Source organism: Streptomyces sp. B3I8 (genome assembly GCF_030816915.1).
Lineage (GTDB): Bacteria > Actinomycetota > Actinomycetes > Streptomycetales > Streptomycetaceae > Streptomyces.
Window position 1 is genome coordinate 2,911,238 of sequence record NZ_JAUSYN010000002.1, and the last position, 22,316, is coordinate 2,933,553.

Genomic DNA, 22,316 nt, shown 5'->3' on the forward strand with positions numbered 1-22,316 from the left:
TGTGACGCAGGTGGCGGGGGGTGCGGGCCGGGACAGGCCCGCACCCCCCGCCGCGTGAGCGTACGTGTGCTCCTGTGAACAATTTTTGATCATTTGCGAGCGATGGCGACCGCCAAAAATCCACAATGTGCCACGGAATGTGACAGGAGCAACACGCAGTGGCGCATGCACACGGTAGGGGGAGGGGTAGGTTCCGCCGGTACGGGTAACGCGCTGCCCACCCGAAGGAGCTCCCCGTGTCCGCCGTCGGTGACATACCCCGCACCACCGTCGACCGCCGTACCGTCCTCTCCGTCCTCCGGCGGCTCCGCTCGCCCGAGGGCCAGGGCAACCCCCTCCCGCTCTGGGAGGAGTTCCGCGCACTGGGCGACGTCGTCCCCGCTCCCTGGGGCGGCTACTTCGTCACCGGGTACGACGTCTGCAACCAGGTACTGCGCGACCGCACCTGGCACGTCCCCGACTTCGCCTGGCAGGACCGGCAGCCCGAACCGGGGCGCTGGGGGGCCGCCGCCACCCGCGAGATGGGCGGCACCCTCTCCCGCCTCAACGCCCCCGAGCACACCTGTCAGCGGCGGGCCCTGGGAAACCCCTTCGACCGGACCACCCTGCAGGGCCTGGCCCCGGTCGTGACCGGGCACGTCGACACCCTCCTCGACGACCTGGCCGCCCGGCTGAAGGCCGACGGCGAGGCCGACTTCCTCGCCACCGTCGCCGAGCCGCTGCCCATCCGGACCGTCGGCCACTGGCTCGGCCTGCCCCCCGAGGACCACGCGCGCATCGTGGACTTCGCGCACCGCCAGGTCTTCGCCCAGGAACTCACCCCCACCAAGAGCCAGTTGGAAATCTCGGCCGAGGCCACCGCCGAGATGCGGGAGTACTTCACCGAGCTGATCGCCCGCCGTCGCGCCGCACCGGGCGACGACGCGCTCTCCGGCTGGATCCGCCACTGGGACGCCGCCCACCCGGACGACCCGGCCGCCGCCGACCACGTCCTCTACCACCTGACCATGTTCATCACCATCGCCTCCATGGAGACCACCGCGACGACGATGTCCAACGCGGTGTGGCTGCTGGGCCGGGACCCCGGACGGTGGGCCTGGTTGCGGAAGCACCCGGAGTTCGTCGACGGGGCGATGGAGGAGACCCTGCGCTACGACCCGCCGGTGCACATCACCTCTCGCTACGCCGCCGAGGACACCGAACTGGCCGGGGTGCCCATGCCCCGCGACACGATGGTCCACGTCCTCTACGGCGCCGCCGCGCACGACCCGCGCCGCAACCCCGACCCCGGGGCCTTCGACCCGACCCGGGCCGGGGCGCACCTCAGCTTCGGCGGGGGCGCGCACTACTGCCTGGGGGCGGCGCTCGCCCGGCTGGAGATCCGCACCCTGCTGACCAGGCTGCTGGAACGGTTCCCCACCCTGCGGCCGGTCTCCGCCCCCGCCTACGCGCCCCGGATGGTGTTCCGGCGCGTGACCTCCCTGAAAGTGACCGCCGTGAACGCCGTGAACGCCCTGGGGGCGACCGCATGACCTCCCCGACGCCGCCCGTGCCCCCGATGCCCTCGGTACCTCCCGCGCATCCCACGCCCGAGACCGTGCTGTTGAAGACCCTGCGGGTCCAGCGGAGCGGTGCGGTGCTCTCGATCGAGCTGAACACGCCCGAGGACGGCAACCTCGTCACCGACCAGATGCTCGACGACCTGCTGACCGTGCTCGACGGCCAGGAGCCCGGCGTGCGGGTGGTCGTCCTGTCCGGTGCGGGCGAGGACTTCTGCCTCGGCGGGGACCGCGCCGAGCTCGCCGGGCACCTGGCCGAGGACCCGGGCGGCGCCGGGGTGCGTGCCTACGGCAACCGGGCGCGGCGGGTCTGCGAGGCGCTGACCCAGAACCCGGCGGTCACCGTCGCGGCGGTGCACGGCCGGGTGATCGGAGCGGGGTTCGCGCTCGCCCTCGCCTGCGATCTGCGGGCCGGGGCGGACACCGCGACCTTCCGGCTCCCGGAGCTCGCGCTCGGGGTGCCGGCCGCGTGGGGCGGGCTGCTGCCGCGGCTGCTCAGCGAGGTGGGGCCCGCGCGGGCGCGGGAACTGGTGCTGACGGGGCGGGAGTTCGGAGCGGCGGAGGCGCTGGAGCTGTCGCTGCTGCAACGGGTCGTGCCGTGGGCGGAGCTGGACGCGGCGGTGGCCGCGTGGACGCGGCCGGTGGTGCGGAGGCCGGAGGGTGCGTTGCGGGTGACCAAGGCGTTGCTCAACGCGTACGGGGTGGGGGCGCGGTTGGCGGATGCCACCGGGTTGGATGCGGAGTTGCTGGCGGCGGTGCTCGCCAACGACCAGCACGGCTCGGGCCGCCGTACGGGGCATCTTCTGTGACGGGGGGTGCGCACGGGGTTTTTTCGCCCCCGCCGCCGCCCCTGCCCTTCCCGTCCCCTCGAGCGGCTTCGCCCCTTCTCCCCCGGGCGCCTGGTGGGGTGGGGGGTGCGGGTTCGTCGGCGGGTGCGGTTCGTGGGTGGTTGCTCGCGCGGTACCCCGCGCCCGTGAAGCAAAAGCCGGGGGGCGCCCCCTGGCTTTCGAGGGGCGCGGGGAACTGCGCGACAAGCCACGACACGCCCGCACCCGCCGACGGACCCGCACCCCCGAGCTGTGACGCACCCGCACCCGCCGACGGACCCGCACCCCCGAGCTGTGACACGCCCGCACCCGCCGACGGACCCGCACCCCCGAGCTGTGACGCACCCGCACCCGCCGACGGACCCGCACCCCCGAGCTGTGACGCGCCCTCACCCGTCGACAGGGCTCGCCCTGTCCAGCAGGCCCGTGCGGGCGGCCAGGGCCGCCGCCTCCAGCCGGCTGCCGACGCCGAGTTTCATCAGCACCCGCTGCACGTGCGTGCGCGCCGTGCTCGGGGCTATGCCCATGCCCGCCGCGATCAGCCGGGTGTCCTCGCCGTCGGCGACCCGGACCAGTACCTCCACCTCGCGGGGCGTCAGCATCGCGAGGAGCCGCTGGCCCTCGTCGTCCGGCTGGGCGGCGGGGTTGAGGAGTTCGGCGAACGCCCCCTGCAGCAGCAGCGGTGCCACCGCCGCCTCGCCCGCCCGCGCCTTCATGATCGCCCGCTCGACGCCCTCGATCCGCTCGTCGTGCCGTACGTAGCCTGACGCGCCCGCCGCGAACGCCGCCGCGATGCCGCGGGGGTTGGGTACCGGGCCGAGCACCACCACCGCCACCTGCGGACGTTCCCGCTTGATCCGCGCCACCGGGTCGAACGCGCCCGGCGCGGCCGGCGCGGCCGTGCCCAGCAGGCACACCTCCGGTGCGCGCGTGATCACCAGTTCCGCCGCCCCCGCGGCGGGCGCCGCCGCGGCGAGCACCCGGTGCCCGCGCAGCTTCAGCGCCGAGGCCAGCGCCTCGGCCAGCAGCCGGTGGTCATCGACCACCATCAGCCGCACTCCCATTGAGCAACCCCCCAGTCACCCCAGTCCCCCAACGGATGCCCACTGTGGATGCCCATCGATCCCCGCGGTCGGAAAGACCCCGCTCGGCAACCCCGTTCTGTCTGCTCCCGGAAGCTACACGCTTGTTCGACGTTGCGCTCCCCCTGGCGCCCAGAACTGCCCGGATTGCCGAAAAGCCCTCCCCGGGCGGGCGCGGCACGGTAAGCGATCACGCGAAAAGGCCCCGCCCCCAACTGGGGCGGGGCCGGGCGCGCGCACTCCCGCGCGCGCCTCGCGGACTACTTCGCGCCGAAGCCGAGCGCGGTGTACTCCTTCTCGCCGGCCGAGTACGGCTTGCTGATCAGGTCCTTGCCGAAGAACAGCCGGCCGTCGCCGTAGAGCAGCTCCGAGGTCTTCGGGACCATGCTGCTGACGGCGCGGATCACCGACTGCGAGTCCGGGGTCTCCAGCAGCTTGGTCGACTTCAGGGACGTGCCGTCGACCGACACCACCTGGGCGCCCTTGTCGTACGGGCCGTCCTTGTAGGCGAGGATGCTGTCGCCGTCCATGCGGATCGGGAAGATGTCGTAGCCGTCACCGGCGTCGATCTTGTCGCCGGTGGTCTTCCCCGTGGCCAGCGAGAACGCGATGATCTCGTTGGTCCGGCTGAAGTCTCCCGAGCCGTCGTGCTCCTTGGTCGGCACATACAGCTTGTCGTTGCCGACCGTGATGGCGTGGCAGTCCTCGACCAGGTTCACGCCGCAGTCGTGCTCGTACTTGCCGTCCTCGAGCGTGATCTTCGTACGCAGTCCGCCCTTGTCGTCCAGCGAGAAGACGTCCGTGACACCGCTCGCGGTGATCTCACCGGAGTCCACGCCGAAGACGACCGGCCTGGTGGAGATGACCTTGGCGTTGTCGATGCCGGCGGGCAGCTTGTACTCCCACTTCACGGCGCCCGACGTGGAGTCCAGGAGCTGCACCGAGTAGCGCTCGTTGCCGAAGTCGCCGCACTTGCGCACGGCCACGAGCTGCTCGCCGCCGGCGTAGCCCTCGTCCTGGCAGTCGGCCACCTTGGGCTGCCACAGCACCTTGCCGGAGCTCAGGTCGAAGGCCGCGCCGCCGTTGTACCCGCCGCCGACGGCGAGGGTGGTGCCGGAGATCGTGGCCTCCTTGAACTGCACCTTCGCGCCGCTCACGGCGACGCTCTTGCTCCACAGCTTCTTGCCGGTGGCCACCTCGAACGCCGTGATCTCGGTGCACGGGTGGTAGTCCTTGGCGTTCTTCCGCCTCGCCGACTCGCTGATCACCGCGGCGACGCCGTCCGAGCCGGTCGTACGGGTGCCGGCACAGGTCTGGCCGGGCAGGTCCAGCGTCCACTTGGTGGTACCGGAGTCCGCGTCGTAGCCGACGATTCTGTTGACGGCGGCCTTGGCGTAGACGGAACCGCTCAGCCAGGAGCCGGCGACGCTGTCGATCTCGTTCTTGTCCGTGATCTTCGGCGCCGGAAGCTGGAAGAGGACCTTGGCGGACGGGTTCGCGGGCGCCTTCTCGCCGCCGTTGCTCCCGCCGGTGGAGCCGTTGTCGCCCTTGCCGCCCTTGTCGCCACCCTTGCCGCCGGAGTCGGAGGCGGTCTTCTCGTGGTCGTCGCTCCCGCCGGAGGTGGCGTAGATGACGCCGCCGCCGACGATCAGCGCGATCGCGGCGACCGCCGCGACGACGATCCACAGCACCTTCCGGTTCCGTCCGCCGCCGGCCTGCGGCTGCATCGGCACGGTGGGCGGCTGGTAACCGCCGTACCCCGGCTGCGGACCGGGGAAGCCGTACCCGGGCTGCGGCTGGCCGTAACCCTGCTGCCCGTAGCCCTGCTGCTGTCCGTACGGCGGGGGCTGCTGAACCGGGTAGCCGTAGCCGGGCTGCTGCGGCGGGGCGGGCTGCGGGTAGCCGTACCCGGGTGCCGGCTGCGGGTAGCCGTAACCGGGGCCCTGCGGGGGCGTGGGCGGGGGCGGCGGTGTCTGGCCCGGCGGGGTGACCGGGGGCGCGCCGGGCGGAGCGGCCGGCGGGGCCGGGGGCGCGCCGAAGCCACCCGCGGGCGGGGGCTGCGGGGCACCGAAGCCCTGCGGGGGCGGGGGCTGCGGAGTGCCCTGGGGCGGTCCCTGCGGCGGTCCTTGGGGTGCCGGGGGCGCGCCGAAGCCCGGCGGTGCGGGCGGCGGGTCCTGCGGGGCCGGGGCGGCGGCCGGGGTTCCCGGCGCCTGCGGGGTCTCCGGAGTACCCGGGGTCTCCGGGGCGTCGGGGGCCTTCTTCTTCAGCGGGTCCTGCGGGGCACCGGAGTCCCCCGAAGGCGGCTGGTGCGGAGGCGGGGGCGGCGGCTGGCTCATGGCGTGGGTTTCCTCGTGGGTACGGACGACGGGGACGACGAAGGCGACGGGAACGACGGCTACGACAAGGGCAACAGAGGACGGCGACGGCAGCCGCGGGGACCCGAGGGCCCGCGGCCGCCGGTCACTTGCCGTAGGCGAGCATCAGCTTCTGCTTGGTCTCGGAGTTGCCGTTCAGCCGGCCCGTGGAGAGGTAGAAACGGCCGTCCACGTACGCGATGTCACGGGAGTAGAAGCCGTTCTCGATCTCGGCGGTGCCCTGCGGGTTCCGCAGCAGGGTGCTCGGCCGGTGGCTGCCGCCGCCCGTCGGCACGGACACCACCCGGCCGCCGGCCTCGTACGTCGGCTCGACGTAGGCGTACAGCGCGGCGCCCTCGGTCCGCATCGGCAGCATCGAGGAGTCGGCCGGGGACTTCGTCCGCCACTTCTCCTTGCCGGTGTCCAGGCTGATCGCGACGATCTCGTTGGCGCCGGTCTTGGCCTCGGTCGGCAGGTAGAGGGTGCCGGCGTCGGCCGTGACGCCGGTGCAGCCCTGGAGGTCGCGCTCCAGGATGGCCCAGCCGCACTCGGGGGCGAAGGACTCGTTCACGTCCACCTGGGAGCGGACCGAGCCGTCGTTCTTCAGCGTGGAGATGTTCCACTTCTTGTTGTCCTCGTCGGTGAGGTACAGGACCAACGGGGCGACGGAGTACGTCCGCGCGACCGACCAGCCCTTGGGGATCTTCCTCGTCCACCGGGCCTTGCCGGTCTTCGGGTCCAGCTCCTGCACCTCGTCGTGCTCCTTGGAGGTGGACGCGGCGCAGGAGGAGACGGCGATCAGCTTCGCACCGCCGGCGAACGCCGAGGGGAAGCAGGCGGCGCCGTACTTCTTCTTGTCCCACAGCTTCTTGCCGGACCGCACGTCGTACGCCGTACCGGACTGGGAGCGGCCGACCATCAGCGTGTCCCCGGTGAGGGACACCTCCAGGGAGCGCGTGCTGTCGAACAGCTCGCCCTCGGAGACCTTCGTGCTCCAGCCCTTCTTGCCGGTGACGAGGTCGATCTGCTGGAGCTGGTTGCACGTGGCGTTGTCACTGACGCCGTTCATGTAGGCGACGACGACCTTGTTGTCGTCGGTCTTCTGGTGGGTCACCGCGCAGATCTTCTGCGGGAAGGTGACCGGGTCCCAGGCGGCCTCGCCGGTGGCGACGTCGTAGGCCTCGACCTCCTTGTAGACCGCCTTCACGGCCGTCTTCCCCGTGATCCACATGCCGGGCGCGTCCGCGCCGTCGCCGGGGGCCTTGGGGGCCTGCTTGTACCAGAGGACCTTCGCCTCGCCGTCCTTGCGGCCCTCGTTGAGGTTCTCCGGATCCGCGCCGCCGCCTCCGCCGCCGTCGCCCTTGTCGACCGGGGACTCGCTCGCGGAGGCGGTCGCCGTGCCGCTCCTGTGCGCGACGGGCTTCTTGTCGTCGTCATCGCCGCCGCCACCGCCACTCACGGCCCACACCGTGCCGCCGACGACCAGCAGCAGCGCCACGGCGGCGCCGACGAGCAGCGCGGGCTTCCCCTTGAACGGGTTCCGGCCACCCCCGCCGGCCGGCGGGGGTGTGGGCGCGCCGGGGAAGTGCGGCGGCTGCTGCGGATAGCCGTAACCGGGCTGCGGCGGGGCGCCGTACGGCCCCGGCTGGGCCGGGGTCTGCTGGTACGGGCCCGGCTGGGCGTACGGACCGGGCTGGGCGTACGGTCCCGGCTGCTGGGGCGGGGTGGCACCGTACGGGCCCGGCTGCGGCTGCGGTTGGGCCTGGGGCGCGTAGGGTCCGGCCGGCTGCTGCGGGTAGCCGTACCCGGGCTGCGGCGGGGCGGGCGGTGCCTGCGGGGGCTGGGGTACCTGCGGGGGCTGGGGCGCGGAGGGCTGCCGTGGATCCTGCGGGGCGCCGAAGCCGCCCTGCGGTGGCTGCGGTTGCTGTCCCCGCGGTGTTCCGTCGCCGCCCTGCGGCGACGGCTCGCTCGGCTGAGTCATCAGCGCCTTCCCCCCTTTTTCACCGCGTGGCGCCGTACTCGACAGCGATCGTTTCCCGCCACAGCAGTGCTTCTCAGACGATTCTCACTCCGGCCCTTTCTATCACCGCCCCGAGGCAACCCGACCGGCCGGTCACCCCCTGTTCCCAAGGGAGGACCGGTCCGTGATGGGGTCGTTACTCGCCTTCACCGCTCGGGCACAGAGCGTGCACCGCGCACCCTGCAGACGGCGACGGGACCGCCGAAGCGCCGTGGAAGGGCCGTTGAAGGGCCCGGCCGGTGGAGGGCCGGTGGAGGGCCGTCGGGGTCAGGCGTCCTCCGCCAGTTCCAGCCACCGCATCTCCAACTCCTCGCGCTGAGCGCCGAGAGCGCGCAGTTCCGCGTCGAGTTCGGCGACCTTGGCGAAGTCCGTCGCGTTCTCGGCGATCGCCGCGTGCAGGGCCTTCTCCTTGTCGGAGACGCGGTCGAGCTGCCGTTCGACCTTCTGCAGCTCCTTCTTCGCGGCGCGGGCGTCGGCCGAGGAGACGGTCCTGGTCGCGCCGCCCGCCGGGGCGGCGGGTGCGGACGCGGGCGCCGGGGCGGCCGCCTCCGCCGCCTTCTCCATCCGTTCGCGCCGCTCAAGGTACTCGTCGATCCCGCGCGGCAGCATCCGCAGCGCCCCGTCGCCGAGGAGGGCGAACACCCGGTCGGTGGTGCGCTCCACGAAGAACCGGTCGTGGGAGATGACGACCATCGAGCCGGGCCACCCGTCGAGCACGTCCTCGAGCTGCGTGAGGGTCTCGATGTCGAGGTCGTTGGTGGGCTCGTCGAGGAACAGCACGTTGGGCTCGTCCATCAGCAGCCGCAGCACCTGCAGCCGGCGCCGCTCACCGCCGGACAGGTCGCCGACGGGCGTCCACTGCTTCTCCTTGCCGAAGCCGAACGTCTCGCAGAGCTGACCGGCGGTCATCTCGCGCCCCTTGCCCAGCTCGACCCGCTCGCGCACCTGCTGTACGGCCTCCAGGACGCGCAGTTCGGGGTCGAGTTCGGCGACCTCCTGGGAGAGGTAGGCCAGTTTCACCGTCCTGCCGACGCGGATCTTCCCGCCCACCGGCTGCGTCTCCCCCTCGGTCACGGCAGCGTCGGCCATGGCGCGCAGCAGGGAGGTCTTGCCCGCGCCGTTGACGCCGACCAGGCCGATCCGGTCGCCGGGGCCGAGCTGCCAGGTGACGTGCCGGAGCAGCACCTTGGGACCCGCCTGCACGGTGACGTCCTCGAGGTCGACGACGGTCTTGCCGAGCCGGGAGGAGGCGAACCGCATCAGCTCGGAGGTGTCGCGCGGCGGCGGCACGTCCGCGATCAGCTCGTTGGCCGCCTCGACGCGGAACCGCGGCTTCGACGTACGGGCGGGGGCGCCGCGCCGCAGCCAGGCCAGCTCCTTGCGGACCAGGTTCTGCCGCTTGGTCTCCTCGGTGGCGGCGATGCGCTCGCGTTCGGCGCGGGCGAAGACGTAGTCGGAGTAGCCGCCCTCGTACTCGTAGACCGTCCCCTTCTGCACGTCCCACATGCGGGTGCAGACCTGGTCGAGGAACCAGCGGTCGTGGGTGACGCAGACGAGCGCGGAGCGGCGGGCCGCCAGGTGGCGGGCGAGCCAGGCGATGCCCTCGACGTCGAGGTGGTTGGTGGGCTCGTCGAGGACGACGAGGTCCTGCTCCTCGATGAGCAGCTTGGCGAGCGCGATGCGGCGGCGCTCCCCGCCGGAGAGCGGGCCGATGACGGTGTCCAGGCCCTGCGGGAAGCCGGGCAGGTCGAGCCCGCCGAACAGCCCGGTCAGCACGTCGCGGACCTTGGCGTCGCCCGCCCACTCGTGGTCGGCCATGTCGCCGATGACCTCGTGCCGGACGGTGGCGGCGGGGTCGAGCGAGTCGTGCTGGGTCAGTACGCCGAGCCGCAGCCCGCCGGAGTGCGTGACCCGCCCGGTGTCGGCCTCCTCCAGCTTGGCGAGCATCCGGATCAGGGTGGTCTTGCCGTCGCCGTTGCGTCCGACGACCCCGATCCTGTCCCCCTCTGACACCCCCAGGGAGACCCCGTCGAGCAGGGCACGGGTGCCGTACACCTTGCTGACGGACTCGACATTGACGAGGTTGACGGCCATTTCACTCCTGATCGGGGACCCGGGGGACGTGATCGACAGGTGAACTCGATCAGCCTTCAAGCGTAGGCCCTGCGGTGCTGGTGGCGGGGCGTGCGGTCCACGTCACTCTTTGTGAGGACACGGGCGCGAAAGGACCGCTACCGTGGAAGTCAGGCAGCAGGATCCCGTCCATGGGAGGAACCATGACCGCCGAGCCCGTAGAGCAGCGTTGCCACTGGCCGATGCCCCCGATGGACGGCTACACCGTGGACGACCTGTTCACGCTGCCTGATCTCCCGCCGCACACCGAGTTGATCGACGGGAGCCTGGTCTTCGTGAGTCCGCAGCGAGATTTCCACACCATCGCCATCGATCTGCTGGTGAACGGGTTGCGCCGCACGTTGCCGCCGGACCTGAAGGTCCGCCGCGAGATGACCGTCGTACTCGACAGCCGCAACGGTTTCGAGCCGGACATCTGTGTGCTGCGGGCCGACGCCGTGAAGGGCAGGAGCCAGACCCGTTTCGAGGCCGCCGACGTGCTGCTCGCCGTCGAGGTCGTCTCGCCGGACTCCGAGGCCCGCGACCGGGACACCAAGCCGTTCAAGTACGCCGCCGCGGGCATTCCGCACTTCTGGCTGGTGGAGATGGCGGGTGAGACGGACCACCCCGTCGTCCAGGTCTACGAACGCGGTGGGGCGACCGGAACCTATGCGCTGACGGGCATCCACCACGAACACGTCAAGCTCACCGCGCCCTACGACATCGACATCGACCTGACCGCCATCGACGAACTCTGAGTCCCGCCCGTCACGACAGCACCGTCGCCCCCGGCGCCGGTGCTGTCGTCGTGCGGGCCGTGCGGCAGGTACCGGAGCCGAGCAGGGCTTCGGCCACCGTCGTCGCCGTCTCCGCGTCGGGGGCCAGGAACGCCGTCGTCGGGCCCGAGCCGGAGACCAGGGCCGCCAGGGCCCCGGCCCCGCGGCCGGCCGCGAGGGTGTCGGCCAGGGCGGGGCGCAGCGAGAGCGCGGCGGGCTGGAGGTCGTTGGTGAGCGCGGCGGCCAGGGCCGTGGCGTCGCCCTTGGCCAGGGCGGACAACAGGGCGTCGGAGGCCACCGGTTCGGGGACGTCCGTGCCCTCGGTCAGCCGGTCGAACTCGCGGTAGACCGCCGGGGTGGAGAGCCCGCCGTCGGCGACCGCGAACACCCAGTGGAAGGTGCCGCCCACCTCCAGCGGCCGCAGCCGCTCCCCGCGTCCGGTGCCCAGTGCCGCCCCGCCGACCAGGGAGAACGGCACGTCGCTGCCCAACTCGGCGCAGATCTCGAGGAGTTCCTCGCGGGGGGCGTGCGTGCCCCAGAGCGCGTCGCAGGCCACCAGTGCGCCGGCCGCGTCCGCGCTGCCGCCCGCCATGCCGCCGGCGACCGGGATGTCCTTGGCGAGGTGGAGGTGGACGGCGGGCTCGACGCCGTACCGCCCGGCGAGGGCGCGGGCGGCCCGCGCGGCCAGGTTCGACTCGTCCAGCGGGACCTGGTCGGCGTCGGGGCCCGCGCAGGTCAGGCGCAGGGAGGCGGCGGGGGCGGCGGTGACCTCGTCGTACAGGCCGACGGCGAGGAAGACGTTGGCGAGGTCGTGGAACCCGTCGGGGCGGGCGGCGCCCACCGCGAGCTGGACGTTGACCTTGGCGGGGACGCGGACGGTGACGCTCACTGGCTGCCGGGCTCCTTGTGCGGGGCGTGATCCTGCGCGAGGTGATCGTGCGGTGTGCGGGGTGCGCGCGGGGCATGCTCACGGGCTGCGCGCGGGGCGTGGGGCGCGCGCGGGCCGTGTTCCGCGATGCGGGCGAACTCCTCCACGGTCAGGGACTCGCCGCGGGCCTGCGGGGAGACGCCCGCGGCGACGAGCGCGGCCTCGGCGCCGGCCGGTGACCCGGCCCAGCCGGCGAGGGCGGCCCGCAGGGTCTTGCGGCGCTGCGCGAAGGCCGCGTCGACGACGGCGAAGACCTCGGCCTTGGCGGCGGTGGTCCTCACCGGCTCGGTGCGGCGGGTGAGGGAGGCGAGTCCGCTGTCGACGTTCGGCGCGGGCCAGAAGACGTTGCGGCCGATGGAGCCGGCCCGCTTGACCTCGGCGTACCAGTTCGCCTTGACCGAGGGCACGCCGTACACCTTGGAACCGGGCCCGGCGGCCAGCCGGTCGGCGACCTCGGCCTGCACCATCACCAGCGTGCGCTCGATGCTCGGGAACGTGTCGAGCATGTGCAGCAGGACGGGCACGGCCACGTTGTACGGCAGGTTGGCGACGAGCGCGGTCGGGGCGGGGCCCGGCAGCCCGGTGACGTGCAGGGCGTCGCGGTGCACGAGCGTGAAGCGGTCGGCGCGGTCCGGCATCCGGGCGGCGACGGTGGCGGGCAGCGCGCCCGCGAGCACGTCGTCGATCTCGACGGCGGTGACGCGGTCGGCGGTCTCCAGCAGGGCGAGGGTGAGCGAGCCGAGTCCGGGCCCCACCTCCACGACGACGTCCGTCGGCCGCACCTCGGCGGTCCGGACGATGCGCCGCACGGTATTGGCGTCGATGACGAAGTTCTGCCCGCGCTGCTTGGTGGGCCGCACGCCGAGCGCGCCCGCGAGCTCACGGACGTCGGCGGGCCCGAGGAGGGGGTCGGGAGGGGAGGGGTTGCTCACGGCGACAAGGGTACGGGGCGGGCATGAGCCGTACGGGCGCGCGGCGGGTCGGGGAGTGCGACCGGTGGCGCCCCATGCGGGGGCAAAGCCGTCGCGCGGTCAGGCAAAGGCGCAGGTGACCGCCGGGGCATCCGGCAACGGACCGGTCAAATCGGCACCAACCTTCGACAGGCCCCCTGCACCGGCACGGTCCCCGGGCGTCCACTGGAACGTGGGACGGCACCCCGTCCCACGCCCACGGCGGGCGCCACCCGCCGGGCGGCTGTCCCCGGACAGGCCAAGAGGAGCCGGCATGACAGAGATCGCAGGACGCACCGGCAGGGCGGACACCCGCGCCGCCACCGACGTCGTTCACGAGTCGTACTCGTTCGCCTGCATGCGCTGCGGGCACGGCTGGGAGCAGTCGTACGAGATAGAGCACCACCTCGACGCCGAGGGCACCGCGTTCGTGACCTACGTGGCGAACGGCGCCGTCGTGCCGTCGCCCCTGTCCCGCCCGTCCTGCCAGAACTGCGGCGGCCACGTGCTGCGGATCATGCGGCCCGGCCGGGTCTCCTCGGCACAGCGGTCGCTGTACGGGCAGCGGCAGGACGCCGCCCGCTCCGCCCCGCGCCGGGCGCCGAAGGCCCGGGGCGCCGGTGCGTCGATCACCGACGCACCGGTCACGGAGGGCGCGTCCGGGGAGGGGCACCACTGGAGGTTCTCCGACCTCCTCCACCTGTTCGCGCACCGGCAGCACCGGACGAGCTGAACCCACTTGAGCGGTCGGCCGGCGTGAGCGGTGCGCGGGTGTCAGCGGTCGGCAAGGCATGCGCGGTCGGCAGGGCATGCGCGGTCGGCAGGGCATGCGCGGTCGGCAGGGCATGCGCGGTCGGCAGGGCATGCGCGGTTCGTAGGATCGGTGCATGCCTTCGCACACCGACAAGAACGCCGCGCCGCCGCTCCCGGAGCCCCTCCGGGTGCCGGTCGCCGACTCCCACACCCACCTCGACATGCAGTCCGGCACGGTGGAGGAGGGCCTCGCCCGGGCCGCGTCGGTGGGGGTGACCACGGTCGTGCAGGTGGGCTGCGATCTGAACGGCTCCCGCTGGGCCGCCGAGACCGCCGCCGCGCACGAGGCGGTCCACGCCGCCGTCGCCCTGCACCCGAACGAGGCACCCCGCATCGTCCACGGCGACCCCGACGGCTGGTCCCGGCAGGGTCACCGCGAGCCCGGCGGGGACGCCGCCCTGGACGAGGCACTCGCCGAGATCGACCGTCTCGCCGCCCTCCCGCAGGTCAGGGGGGTCGGCGAGACCGGGCTCGACCACTTCCGCACCGGCCCGGAGGGCAAGGACGCGCAGGAGCGGTCCTTCCGCGCCCACATCGAGATCGCCAAGCGGCACGGCAAGGCGCTGGTCATCCACGACCGGGACGCCCACGCCGACGTGCTGCGCGTCCTGAAGGAGGAGGGCGCCCCCGAGCGCACCGTCTTCCACTGCTACTCCGGGGACGCGGCGATGGCCGAGGAGTGCGCCCGGCACGGCTACTTCATGTCCTTCGCCGGCAATGTCACCTTCAAGAACGCGCAGAACCTGCGGGACGCGCTCGTCGTGGCCCCGCTGGAGCTGGTCCTGGTCGAGACCGACGCGCCCTTCCTCACCCCCGCGCCGTACCGGGGCCGCCCCAACGCGCCCTATCTCGTGCCCGTCACGCTGCGCGCGATGGCCGAGGTGCGCGGCACGGACGAGGACGCGCTGGCCACCGCGATCGCCGCGAACACGGCCCGCGCGTTCGACTACTGATCGCGGAGGGTCACGACACGAACACGCGTCGCCACGCTCCGTGTTCGTGTCGTGCGGGTGAGCGACGACCACCCCCGCTAGGTTGCGCTGGCCCGGTCCGGACCAGCCCACCTCGGAGCGCGTCGTCGTGAACACCTGTCCCCAGGACACCCCGACCCCCTCGCCGTACACGCCGCATCCGCCGTATCCGCCGTACACGCCCACGTACGTCCCCACGGAGCCGTACGGGACGACGTACGGCGCGCGGTCCTACGGGCTGCACGAGGCGGAGACCGTGCCGTCGCTGCCCCGGCAGGGCGGGCCCGTGCGGCGGGGTGCCCGGCGCAAGCCCCCGGCGCGCCCCGCAGCCGTGCGCCGGCTGGTCCCGCAGGCGCTGGTCGTCGCGTTCCTCGCCGGCGGCACCTCGGCGTTCGTGGCCAAGGACAAGGCGGTCGAGCTGAATGTCGACGGCCGGCGGCGCACGCTGCACACCTTCGCGGACGACGTCACCGGACTCCTCGCCGAAGAGGGCCTCGACACCGGCGCCCACGACCGGGTCACCCCCGGCCCCGGCGCCGCCCTGAGCAGCGGCGACGAGATCGACGTACGGCACGGGCGGCCGCTGCGGCTCACCCTGGACGGGCGGCGGCACCGGGTGTGGACGACGGCGCGCACGGTCGACGCGGCGCTGCGGGAGTTGGGGGTGCGGGTGGAGGGCGCGTACGTGTCGGTCGCGCCCTCCCGGCGCATCGGCCGCGAGGGGCTCGCCCTGGACGTGCGCACCGAGCGGACGGTGACGGTCATGGCGGACGGGCGCGAGCGGCGGCTGCGCACCAACGCGGCGACCGTGCGGGAGGCGGTCGCGCAGGCCGGGGTCGCCCTGCGCGGGGAGGACACGACGTCGGTCGCGCCGGACAGCTTCCCCCGGGACGGGCAGACGGTCACCGTCATGCGGGTGCGGGGACACCGGGAGGTGCGCGAGGAGCCGATCCCGTTCGAGGAGCGGCGCGCCGAGGACCCGACGCTGTTCCGGGGCACGGAGGTCGTGCGGAGCGCGGGACACGCGGGCATGCGCCGGGTGACGTACGGCGTCCGCACGGTCAACGGGGTCCGGCAGCCGCCGCGACGGCTGCGGACGGAGGTCCTCAGGCAGCCGGAGACCCGGGTGGTGCGCGTGGGGACCCGGCCGCTGCCGACGTCCGTGGCGGGCGCGGAGGGGCTGGACTGGGAGGCGCTCGCGCGCTGCGAGTCGGGCGGTCGGGCGGACGCGGTGGACCCGTCCGGGACGTACGGGGGGCTGTACCAGTTCGACGTGCGCACCTGGCGCGAGCTGGGCGGACGGGGCCGCCCGGAGGACGCGCCGTCGGCGGAGCAGACGTACCGCGCCAAGAAGCTGTACGTACGCCGGGGGACGGCGCCTTGGCCGCACTGCGGCGCGTTGCTGAACCCGTGACAGCAGGGGAGCACCTGTGCGTGGACGGGCGCGGGCCCACCCACGAGCACCCCGGACTCCCAGGCACCCCACCCCGCGGCGGAGCCGCACAGAAGCCGGGGATCACCCCTCGCCGGGCGCGTGCTTCGCCGCGACCACCGCGTCGAACACCTCCCGCTTGGGGACGCCCGCCGCGGAGGCGACCGCGGCGATCGCCTCCTTGCGGCGCTCCCCCGCCTCCTCCCGCACCCGCACCCTCCGCACCAGTTCCGCCGCGTCCAGCGCCTCCGGCCCGCGCTCGGGGGCGCCCTCGACGACCACCGTGATCTCGCCGCGCACCCCCTCCGCCGCCCACACGGCCAGTTCGCCCAGCCCGCCGCGCCGGACCTCCTCGTACGTCTTGGTCAGTTCCCGGCAGACCGCCGCCCGCCGGTCGGAACCGAAGACCTCGGCCATCGCGGCGAGGGTGTCGTCGAGGCGGTGCGGTGCCTCGAAGTAGACGAGGGTGCGGCGTTCGTCGGCGACCTCCCGCAGCCGGGCGAGCCGCTCGCCCGCCTTGCGCGGCGGGAACCCCTCGAAGCAGAAGCGGTCCACCGGCAGCCCGGACAGGGCGAGCGCGGTGAGCACCGCGGACGGCCCCGGCACCGCCGTCACCCGTACGTCCCGCTCCACGGCCGCCGCCACCAGCCGGTACCCGGGGTCGGAGACCGACGGCATCCCCGCGTCGGTGACCAGCAGCACCCGCGCGCCGCCCACCAGCGCCTCCACCAGCTCCGGCGTCCGGGCGCTCTCGTTGCCCTCGAAGTACGACACGACGCGCCCCGTCGGCTGCACCCCGAGGGCCTGGGTGAGCCGGCGCAGCCGCCGGGTGTCCTCGGCGGCGACGACATCGGCCGAGGCCAGTTCCTGCGCGAGCCGGGGCGGGGCGTCGGACACGTCACCGATGGGCGTGCCGGCGAGTACGAGGATTCCAGTCACTCCCCCATCCTCCCAGGGCCCGGGGAGGCGGCCTCCGCCCCCTTCGGCGACCGAACCGGGGAGGCGGCCCCCGCCCGCGTCGACGACCGAACCACGGCGTGCGCGGGACGCGCACAGCGCGGTTCCCTACGATGGCGCGGTGACCAGTACCGCGTCCTCCACGGACACCCGGCAGAGCCTGGCCGCCCAGGACCGGCAGCCCGCGTGGCAGCAGCGGCTGCGCCGATTCGGCTACGCGCCCCCACCGGACGCCGCCGCCCCGGCCGCCGACGGCGATGTGCGCACCCGGCTCGTGCCGCCCTTCAGCGAACCGGACCCGCGCACCTGGGCGGTGCTCGGTCTGCGTCCCGGGCTCGCCGACCGCGTCCGGCGCTGGTCCGGCTGGGGCGGGCCGCTGCTGGTGACGCTGTTCGCCGGGGTGATCCGGTTCTGGAACCTGGGCAGCCCGAAGGCGGTGATATTCGACGAGACCTACTACGCCAAGGACGCCTGGGCGCTGGTCCACAACGGCTACGAGGCGAACTGGGCGAAGAACGCCAACGACCTGATCCTGCGGCACGACGGCCATGTGGCGATCCCCACGGACCCGGCGTACGTGGTGCACCCGCCGGTCGGCAAGTACGTGATCGGCCTCGGCGAGCTGCTCTTCGGCTTCAATCCGTTCGGCTGGCGGTTCATGACCGCGCTGCTCGGCACCCTGGCCGTGCTGCTGCTGTGCCGCATCGGCCGCCGGCTGTTCCGCTCCACGTTCCTCGGCTGCCTGGCCGGCGCCCTGATGGCGGTGGACGGGCTCGCCTTCGTGATGGCCCGGACCTCGCTGCTCGACGGCGTGCTGATGTTCTTCGTGCTGGCCGCGTTCGGCTGTCTGGTCCTCGACCGGGACCGGACCAGAGGGCTGCTGGCCGCCGCGCTGCCCGCCGATCCGGACGGCAGGGTCCGCCCGGATCCGTACATCGCCGAGACCACCCGCCTGGGACCGCGGCCCTGGCGCTGGGCGGCCGGTCTGATGCTGGGCCTGGCGATCGGCACCAAGTGGAACGGCCTGTACATCATGGTCGCGTTCTGCGTGATGACCGTGCTCTGGGACGTGGGCACCCGCCGGGTCGCGGGCGCCGAGCGCCCCTACCGGGCGGTCCTCCGTCGCGACACGGGCCTGGCGTTCCTCGCCACCGTCCCGGTCGCCCTGGTCACGTACCTGCTCTCCTGGCTGGGCTGGATCCTCTCCCCGGACAACGGCAAGGGCGGCTACTTCCGCGACTGGGCGAACGGCGCGGGCCGGGGCGAGGGCTGGACCTGGCTGCCGGAGTGGGCGCGCAGCCTGTGGCACTACGAGCACGAGGTCTACCAGTTCCACGTCAACCTGCACTCGCCGCACCCGTACCAGTCCAACCCCTGGAGCTGGCTGGTCCTCGGCCGCCCGGTGTCGTACTTCTACGAGTCGCCCGCCCCGGGCCGGGACGGCTGTCCCGCCGACGCGTCCGAGAAGTGCGCCCGCGAGGTCCTCGCGATCGGCACACCGGTGCTGTGGTGGGCGGCGTGCCTGGCGATCCTGTACGTGCTGTGGCGCTGGCTGTTCCGCCGGGACTGGCGGGCGGGCGCGATCGCGTGCGCCGTCGCGGCCGGCTACCTGCCCTGGTTCCTGTACCAGGACCGCACGATCTTCCTCTTCTACGCGGTGGTCTTCCTCCCGTTCCTGTGCCTGGCGGTGGCCATGATGATCGGCGGGATCCTGGGACCGCCCGGCTCCTCCGAACGCCGTCGGGTCGTGGGCGCGGCGGGGGCGGGCGCGCTGGTCCTGTTGATCGCCTGGAACTTCATCTACTTCTGGCCGCTGTTCACCGGAGACGCCATCCGGATCGAGGAGTGGCGCTCGCGGATGTGGCTGGACACGTGGATCTGACGCCGGCTCACGCATCCCGGAGCACCGGGAGTACCCGGAGCGGCCGGAGCACCCGGAGCGGCCGAGGCACGGTCCGCGGAGCACCCGGCCGGAAAACCCCGGGAGTTCGGCGGGTTGTACACGGGGTCAGCGATCTGATGACTCTTAGGACAACTTAGGGTCACTTCTGCCACAGGGATCGTGGGCGCCCCCTACAGTCGAGGGTGCACGGTAGAGCCGGGAGGGGCTGAAAGGCATGCGCAAGGGGGCCAAAGCCGCGATCATCACGTCGGTGTGCGTGGTGTTGGTGGGAGGCGCCGGGTACGGGGCGTTCAGCTTCGTGTCCGCCGTCAGCGACACCGGCACGGAGGTGAAGACGGGGCCGCTCTCGGCGGACGAGGTGAAGGACGCGAGCAGTACGTTCTTCACGGCCTGGGAGAAGGGCGACGCCACCAAGGCGGCCGACGCCACCGACGACATGTCCGGGGCGGCCGCCGACCTGCTGACCGCCTACAAGAACAACGCGCACATCTCCGAGGTGCACATCACCCCGGGCACGCCGAAGGGCACCTCGGTGCCGTTCTCCGTGCGCGGGACGGTCACCTACCGGGACGACACCGAGCCGCTGACGTACAAGAGCACCCTGCGCGTGGTGCGCGGCAGGGCCACCGGGCGGGCGCTGGTCGCGTGGAAGCCGTCCGTGGTCCACCCGGACCTGCGGGCCGACGACACCCTGGTGACCGGCGAGGCCACCAGCCCGCCCATCGAGGCGGTCGACCGCGACGGCAAGGTCCTCGACCCGAAGAAGTACCCCTCGCTCGCCCCCGTCCTGGCCACCCTGCGCAAGCGGTACGGCGACAAGGCGGGCGGCAGGCCGGGCATCGAGCTGCAGATCCGGCGCGGCGACCGGGCGGCGGCCGACGAGACCCTGGCCACGCTCTCCCCGGGCACCCCCGGCAAGCTGCACACCACGCTCAGCGCGAACGCGCAGGCGGCGGCCGAGAAGGCGGTGCGCAAGTACGCCGAGTCCTCCGTCGTCGCGGTCAAGCCCAGCACCGGTGAGGTGCTCGCGGTCGCCAACCACCGCGGGGACCAGTTCAACGCGGCCTTCGAGGGGCAGCTCGCCCCCGGCTCCACCATGAAGATCATCACCGCCGCGATGCTGATCGACAACAAGGTCACCTCGATGAACGGCCCGGCGCCCTGCACGGACACCGCGGTGTGGCAGGGGCAGACCTTCCACAACCTCACCGGCATGTCCTCCAACCCGTCGGCCACCCTCGCCAACAGCTTCATGCGGTCCTGCAACACCGCGTTCATCAAGCTGATCGACGAGAAGCCGCTCACCGACGCCTCGTTGATGAACGAGGCGCAGGACCGGTTCGGGCTCGGCCACAACAACTGGAGCACCGGGATCACCTCGTTCGACGGCAGCGTGCCTGCGTCCAGCGGTCCCGACCGGGCGGCCAACGCGATCGGCCAGGGCAAGGTGCAGATGAGCCCGCTGAACATGGCCTCGGTGACGGCGACGGCGATCACCGGGAGCTTCCGGCAGCCGTACCTGGTCCCGCGCAAGCTCGACAACCGCGAGTTCGCCACCGCCAAGGGGCTGCCGGCGAACACCTCGAGCCAGCTCAAGCAGATGATGCGGCTCACCGCGACCCAGGGCACCGCCACGCAGGCGATGTCGGGGCTCGGCGGGGACATCGGTGCCAAGACCGGCTCGGCGGAGGTCGACGGGCAGGCGAAGTCCAACAGCTGGTTCACCGGGTTCCGCGGCGACGTCGTGGCGGCGGCGATGACCCAGGCCGGCGGTCACGGCGGCGACGCGGCCGGTCCGATCGTCGCATCTGTGCTACGAAGCGCCGGCTGAGACCGTCCCTGTCACACCGGGACCTTAGGCTGAGGGCCTCGTTGCGTTCTCCGGGGGGCTCGGAGCGCACGGGACAGCCGGGGCGGGGACAGCGAAGGGTTTCGGGAGCCGTGGGCAAGAGAAGACGCGCCGTCGAGCGCAAAGGACGCGGGCAGTTGGCCGTCGGTGCCGTGGCGGCCGTCGCCGTCGTCGGCGGGACGCTGGCCGTGTACAGCCTGCACGGCGGCGCGTCGGACGACCGCACGGCGGCGACGGCCGACCACAAGGCGGTGAAGAAGGGCCCGCTGACCGCGGCCGAGGTCCGCAAGGCGGCCACCGCCTTCCTCACCGCCTGGCAGGGTGGCCAGGACGGGCGGGCCGCCGCAGCGACCGACGACCCCGGGGCGGCACGAACCGCACTGACGGGCTATCACAAGGACGCCCACCTCACGGACATCACCCTGACCGGCGGCAAGCGGTCCGGGGCGACGGTGCCGTTCGGGGTGAAGGCCACGGTGTCGTACAAGGGCACGGCCAAGCCGCTGGCGTACTCCTCGAAGCTGACCGTCGTGCGGCGCGCGGAGGACGGCGAGCCGGTGGTCGGCTGGCGGCCCTCAGTGCTCCACCCCGACCTGGAGGAGGGCGACCGGCTGGTCACCGGCCCGGCCGGCACTCCGCCGATCAAGGCGGTGGACCGCGCGGGCGGCGAGCTGACCGCCGAGAAAGACCCTTCGCTCGGCACGGTCCTCGACGGACTGCGCGAGAAGTACGGCAAGACGGCGGGCGGCAGGGCGGGCATCGAACTGCGCATCGTCCGCAAGGCGCCGGACGGGGGCAAGTCGGCGGACGGCGGCAAGGCCAAGGAGAAGACCCCCGACAAGACGCTGGTGACGCTGGCCGAGGGCACCCCCGGCACCGTACGCACCACACTCGACCCGGTGCTCCAGGCCAAGGCCGAGCAGCAAGTGCTGAGCAAGGCGAAGTCGTCGGTGGTACTCCTGCGCGCGTCCACCGGCGAGATCCTCGCGGTCGCCAACCAGAACCACGGCTTCGACGTGGCCCTCCAGGGCAGTCTGGCGCCCGGCTCCACGATGAAGATCATCACCTCGACGCTGCTGTTCGAGAAGAACCTGGCCTCGCCCGACAAGCCCCACCCGTGCCCCAAGTACTCCTCCTACGGCGGCTGGAAGTTCCAGAACGACGACAAGTTCTCGATCGACGGCGGCACGTTCAAGGCGAGCTTCGCGCGCTCCTGCAACACCGCCTTCATCAGCCAGGCGAAGAAGCTGGACAACGGCGACCTGACCGGGGTCGCCCAGCAGGTCTACGGCCTCGGCCGGAACAACTGGTCGATCGGCGTGCCCTCGCTGGACGGTTCGGTGCCGGTGCAGAGCGGGGCGCAGATGGCGGCGTCGCTGATCGGGCAGGGCGGGGTGCGGATGAACCCGCTCAACATGGCCTCGGTGGTGGCGACGGCGAAGACGGGCGTCTTCCACCAGCCCTACCTGGTCGCCCCGTCGGTGGACCACCGCACGCTCGCGAAGGCGGACCGCACGATGTCCGCCTCGGTACGGGCCCAGCTCAAGGAAGTCCTGCAGTACACGGCCTCCGCGGGCACGGCCGCCGAGGCGATGGCCGGCCTGGGCCCCGACGACGGCGCGAAGACGGGCTCCGCCGAGGTCGACAACCAGGACAAGCCCAACGGCTGGTTCACCGCCTGGAAGGGCGACCTGGCCGGCGCCGGCGTGGTCCAGGCCGGCGGCCACGGCGGCGACACGGCAGGCCCGATCGTGGCGGCACTGCTGCGGGCGGGGAGCTGAGG

The 22,316-nt window shown here is 73.0% G+C and carries 16 protein-coding genes; 9 read left to right on the forward strand and 7 right to left on the reverse strand.

Going from position 1 to position 22,316, the window contains the following annotated elements; translation table 11 throughout:
- Positions 1-236: 236 nt before the first annotated feature.
- Positions 237-1,532, forward strand: a complete 1,296-nt coding sequence (locus QFZ64_RS14925) for a cytochrome P450 (RefSeq protein WP_307065908.1) — start codon at positions 237-239, stop codon at positions 1,530-1,532.
- A gap of 26 nt (positions 1,533-1,558) precedes the next feature.
- Entirely contained in the window at positions 1,559-2,368 is an 810-nt protein-coding gene (locus QFZ64_RS14930) for an enoyl-CoA hydratase/isomerase family protein (protein WP_307065910.1), read from the forward strand.
- Between the two features lie 407 nt (positions 2,369-2,775).
- Here QFZ64_RS14930 and QFZ64_RS14935 read toward each other — a convergent pair whose 3' ends face one another.
- The 4 genes from QFZ64_RS14935 to QFZ64_RS14950 all read right to left on the reverse strand — a co-directional run bounded on the left by QFZ64_RS14935 (position 2,776) and on the right by QFZ64_RS14950 (position 9,936).
- Positions 2,776-3,450 (reverse strand): LuxR C-terminal-related transcriptional regulator, encoded by a 675-nt coding sequence (locus QFZ64_RS14935; RefSeq protein ID WP_307065912.1) that lies wholly within the window; start codon positions 3,448-3,450, stop codon positions 2,776-2,778.
- A 278-nt stretch (positions 3,451-3,728) separates the two neighbouring features.
- Entirely contained in the window at positions 3,729-5,804 is a 2,076-nt protein-coding gene (locus tag QFZ64_RS14940; protein ID WP_307065914.1) for a PQQ-binding-like beta-propeller repeat protein, read from the reverse strand.
- A 124-nt stretch (positions 5,805-5,928) separates the two neighbouring features.
- Positions 5,929-7,803, reverse strand: a complete 1,875-nt coding sequence (locus QFZ64_RS14945) for a PQQ-binding-like beta-propeller repeat protein (RefSeq protein ID WP_307065916.1) — start codon at positions 7,801-7,803, stop codon at positions 5,929-5,931.
- 306 nt (positions 7,804-8,109) lie between these two features.
- Positions 8,110-9,936, reverse strand: a complete 1,827-nt coding sequence (locus tag QFZ64_RS14950; protein ID WP_307065918.1) for an ABC-F family ATP-binding cassette domain-containing protein — start codon at positions 9,934-9,936, stop codon at positions 8,110-8,112.
- A 182-nt stretch (positions 9,937-10,118) separates the two neighbouring features.
- Here QFZ64_RS14950 and QFZ64_RS14955 point away from each other — a divergent pair, with 182 nt between their 5' ends.
- On the forward strand, positions 10,119-10,712 hold the full coding sequence (locus tag QFZ64_RS14955) for a Uma2 family endonuclease (RefSeq protein ID WP_307065920.1): 594 nt from the start codon (positions 10,119-10,121) through the stop codon (positions 10,710-10,712).
- Positions 10,713-10,722: 10 nt separating this feature from the next.
- Here the strand turns inward: QFZ64_RS14955 and QFZ64_RS14960 are convergent, their stop codons facing one another.
- Both QFZ64_RS14960 and rsmA read right to left on the reverse strand, forming a co-directional pair.
- Positions 10,723-11,619 (reverse strand): 4-(cytidine 5'-diphospho)-2-C-methyl-D-erythritol kinase, encoded by an 897-nt coding sequence (locus QFZ64_RS14960; protein ID WP_307065922.1) that lies wholly within the window; start codon positions 11,617-11,619, stop codon positions 10,723-10,725.
- The gene (gene rsmA, locus QFZ64_RS14965; protein ID WP_307065924.1) at positions 11,616-12,590 is read right to left on the reverse strand and encodes a 16S rRNA (adenine(1518)-N(6)/adenine(1519)-N(6))-dimethyltransferase RsmA; all 975 of its coding nucleotides are present in this window, start codon (positions 12,588-12,590) and stop codon (positions 11,616-11,618) included. Before rsmA ends, QFZ64_RS14960 begins: the two co-directional genes overlap by 4 nt.
- Before the next feature lie 292 nt (positions 12,591-12,882).
- On the opposite strand from rsmA, the gene QFZ64_RS14970 reads away from it, so the two are divergent.
- The 3 genes from QFZ64_RS14970 (at position 12,883) to QFZ64_RS14980 (ending at position 15,806) form a co-directional block, all read left to right on the forward strand.
- The gene (locus QFZ64_RS14970; RefSeq protein WP_307065926.1) at positions 12,883-13,341 is read left to right on the forward strand and encodes a hypothetical protein; all 459 of its coding nucleotides are present in this window, start codon (positions 12,883-12,885) and stop codon (positions 13,339-13,341) included.
- A 154-nt stretch (positions 13,342-13,495) separates the two neighbouring features.
- On the forward strand, positions 13,496-14,374 hold the full coding sequence (locus QFZ64_RS14975) for a TatD family hydrolase (protein ID WP_307065928.1): 879 nt from the start codon (positions 13,496-13,498) through the stop codon (positions 14,372-14,374).
- 127 nt (positions 14,375-14,501) lie between these two features.
- On the forward strand, positions 14,502-15,806 hold the full coding sequence (locus tag QFZ64_RS14980) for a resuscitation-promoting factor (protein ID WP_307065930.1): 1,305 nt from the start codon (positions 14,502-14,504) through the stop codon (positions 15,804-15,806).
- Positions 15,807-15,908: 102 nt separating this feature from the next.
- Here the strand turns inward: QFZ64_RS14980 and rsmI are convergent, their stop codons facing one another.
- Positions 15,909-16,763, reverse strand: coding sequence for a 16S rRNA (cytidine(1402)-2'-O)-methyltransferase (rsmI, locus tag QFZ64_RS14985; protein ID WP_307065932.1), 855 nt, complete (start codon positions 16,761-16,763; stop codon positions 15,909-15,911).
- A gap of 139 nt (positions 16,764-16,902) precedes the next feature.
- Between rsmI and QFZ64_RS14990 the strand changes: the two genes are divergently transcribed.
- The 3 genes from QFZ64_RS14990 to QFZ64_RS15000 all read left to right on the forward strand — a co-directional run bounded on the left by QFZ64_RS14990 (position 16,903) and on the right by QFZ64_RS15000 (position 22,314).
- Entirely contained in the window at positions 16,903-18,663 is a 1,761-nt protein-coding gene (locus tag QFZ64_RS14990) for a dolichyl-phosphate-mannose--protein mannosyltransferase (RefSeq protein WP_307065935.1), read from the forward strand.
- A gap of 235 nt (positions 18,664-18,898) precedes the next feature.
- Positions 18,899-20,515 (forward strand): penicillin-binding transpeptidase domain-containing protein, encoded by a 1,617-nt coding sequence (locus tag QFZ64_RS14995; protein ID WP_307065937.1) that lies wholly within the window; start codon positions 18,899-18,901, stop codon positions 20,513-20,515.
- 110 nt (positions 20,516-20,625) lie between these two features.
- Entirely contained in the window at positions 20,626-22,314 is a 1,689-nt protein-coding gene (locus QFZ64_RS15000; protein ID WP_307065940.1) for a penicillin-binding transpeptidase domain-containing protein, read from the forward strand.
- Positions 22,315-22,316 lie beyond the last annotated feature (2 nt).

Bases quoted from the DNA above. Each gene is read 5' to 3' on its own strand.
- QFZ64_RS14930 (WP_307065910.1), top strand. From the start codon at position 1,559: ATGCCCTCGGTACCTCCCGCGCATCCCACGCCCGAGACCGTGCTGTTG.
- QFZ64_RS14935 (WP_307065912.1), bottom strand. From the start codon at position 3,450: ATGGGAGTGCGGCTGATGGTGGTCGATGACCACCGGCTGCTGGCCGAG.
- QFZ64_RS14940 (WP_307065914.1), bottom strand. From the start codon at position 5,804: ATGAGCCAGCCGCCGCCCCCGCCTCCGCACCAGCCGCCTTCGGGGGAC.
- QFZ64_RS14945 (WP_307065916.1), bottom strand. From the start codon at position 7,803: ATGACTCAGCCGAGCGAGCCGTCGCCGCAGGGCGGCGACGGAACACCG.
- QFZ64_RS14950 (WP_307065918.1), bottom strand. From the start codon at position 9,936: ATGGCCGTCAACCTCGTCAATGTCGAGTCCGTCAGCAAGGTGTACGGC.
- QFZ64_RS14955 (WP_307065920.1), top strand. From the start codon at position 10,119: ATGACCGCCGAGCCCGTAGAGCAGCGTTGCCACTGGCCGATGCCCCCG.
- QFZ64_RS14970 (WP_307065926.1), top strand. From the start codon at position 12,883: ATGACAGAGATCGCAGGACGCACCGGCAGGGCGGACACCCGCGCCGCC.
- QFZ64_RS14975 (WP_307065928.1), top strand. From the start codon at position 13,496: ATGCCTTCGCACACCGACAAGAACGCCGCGCCGCCGCTCCCGGAGCCC.
- QFZ64_RS14995 (WP_307065937.1), top strand. From the start codon at position 18,899: ATGCGCAAGGGGGCCAAAGCCGCGATCATCACGTCGGTGTGCGTGGTG.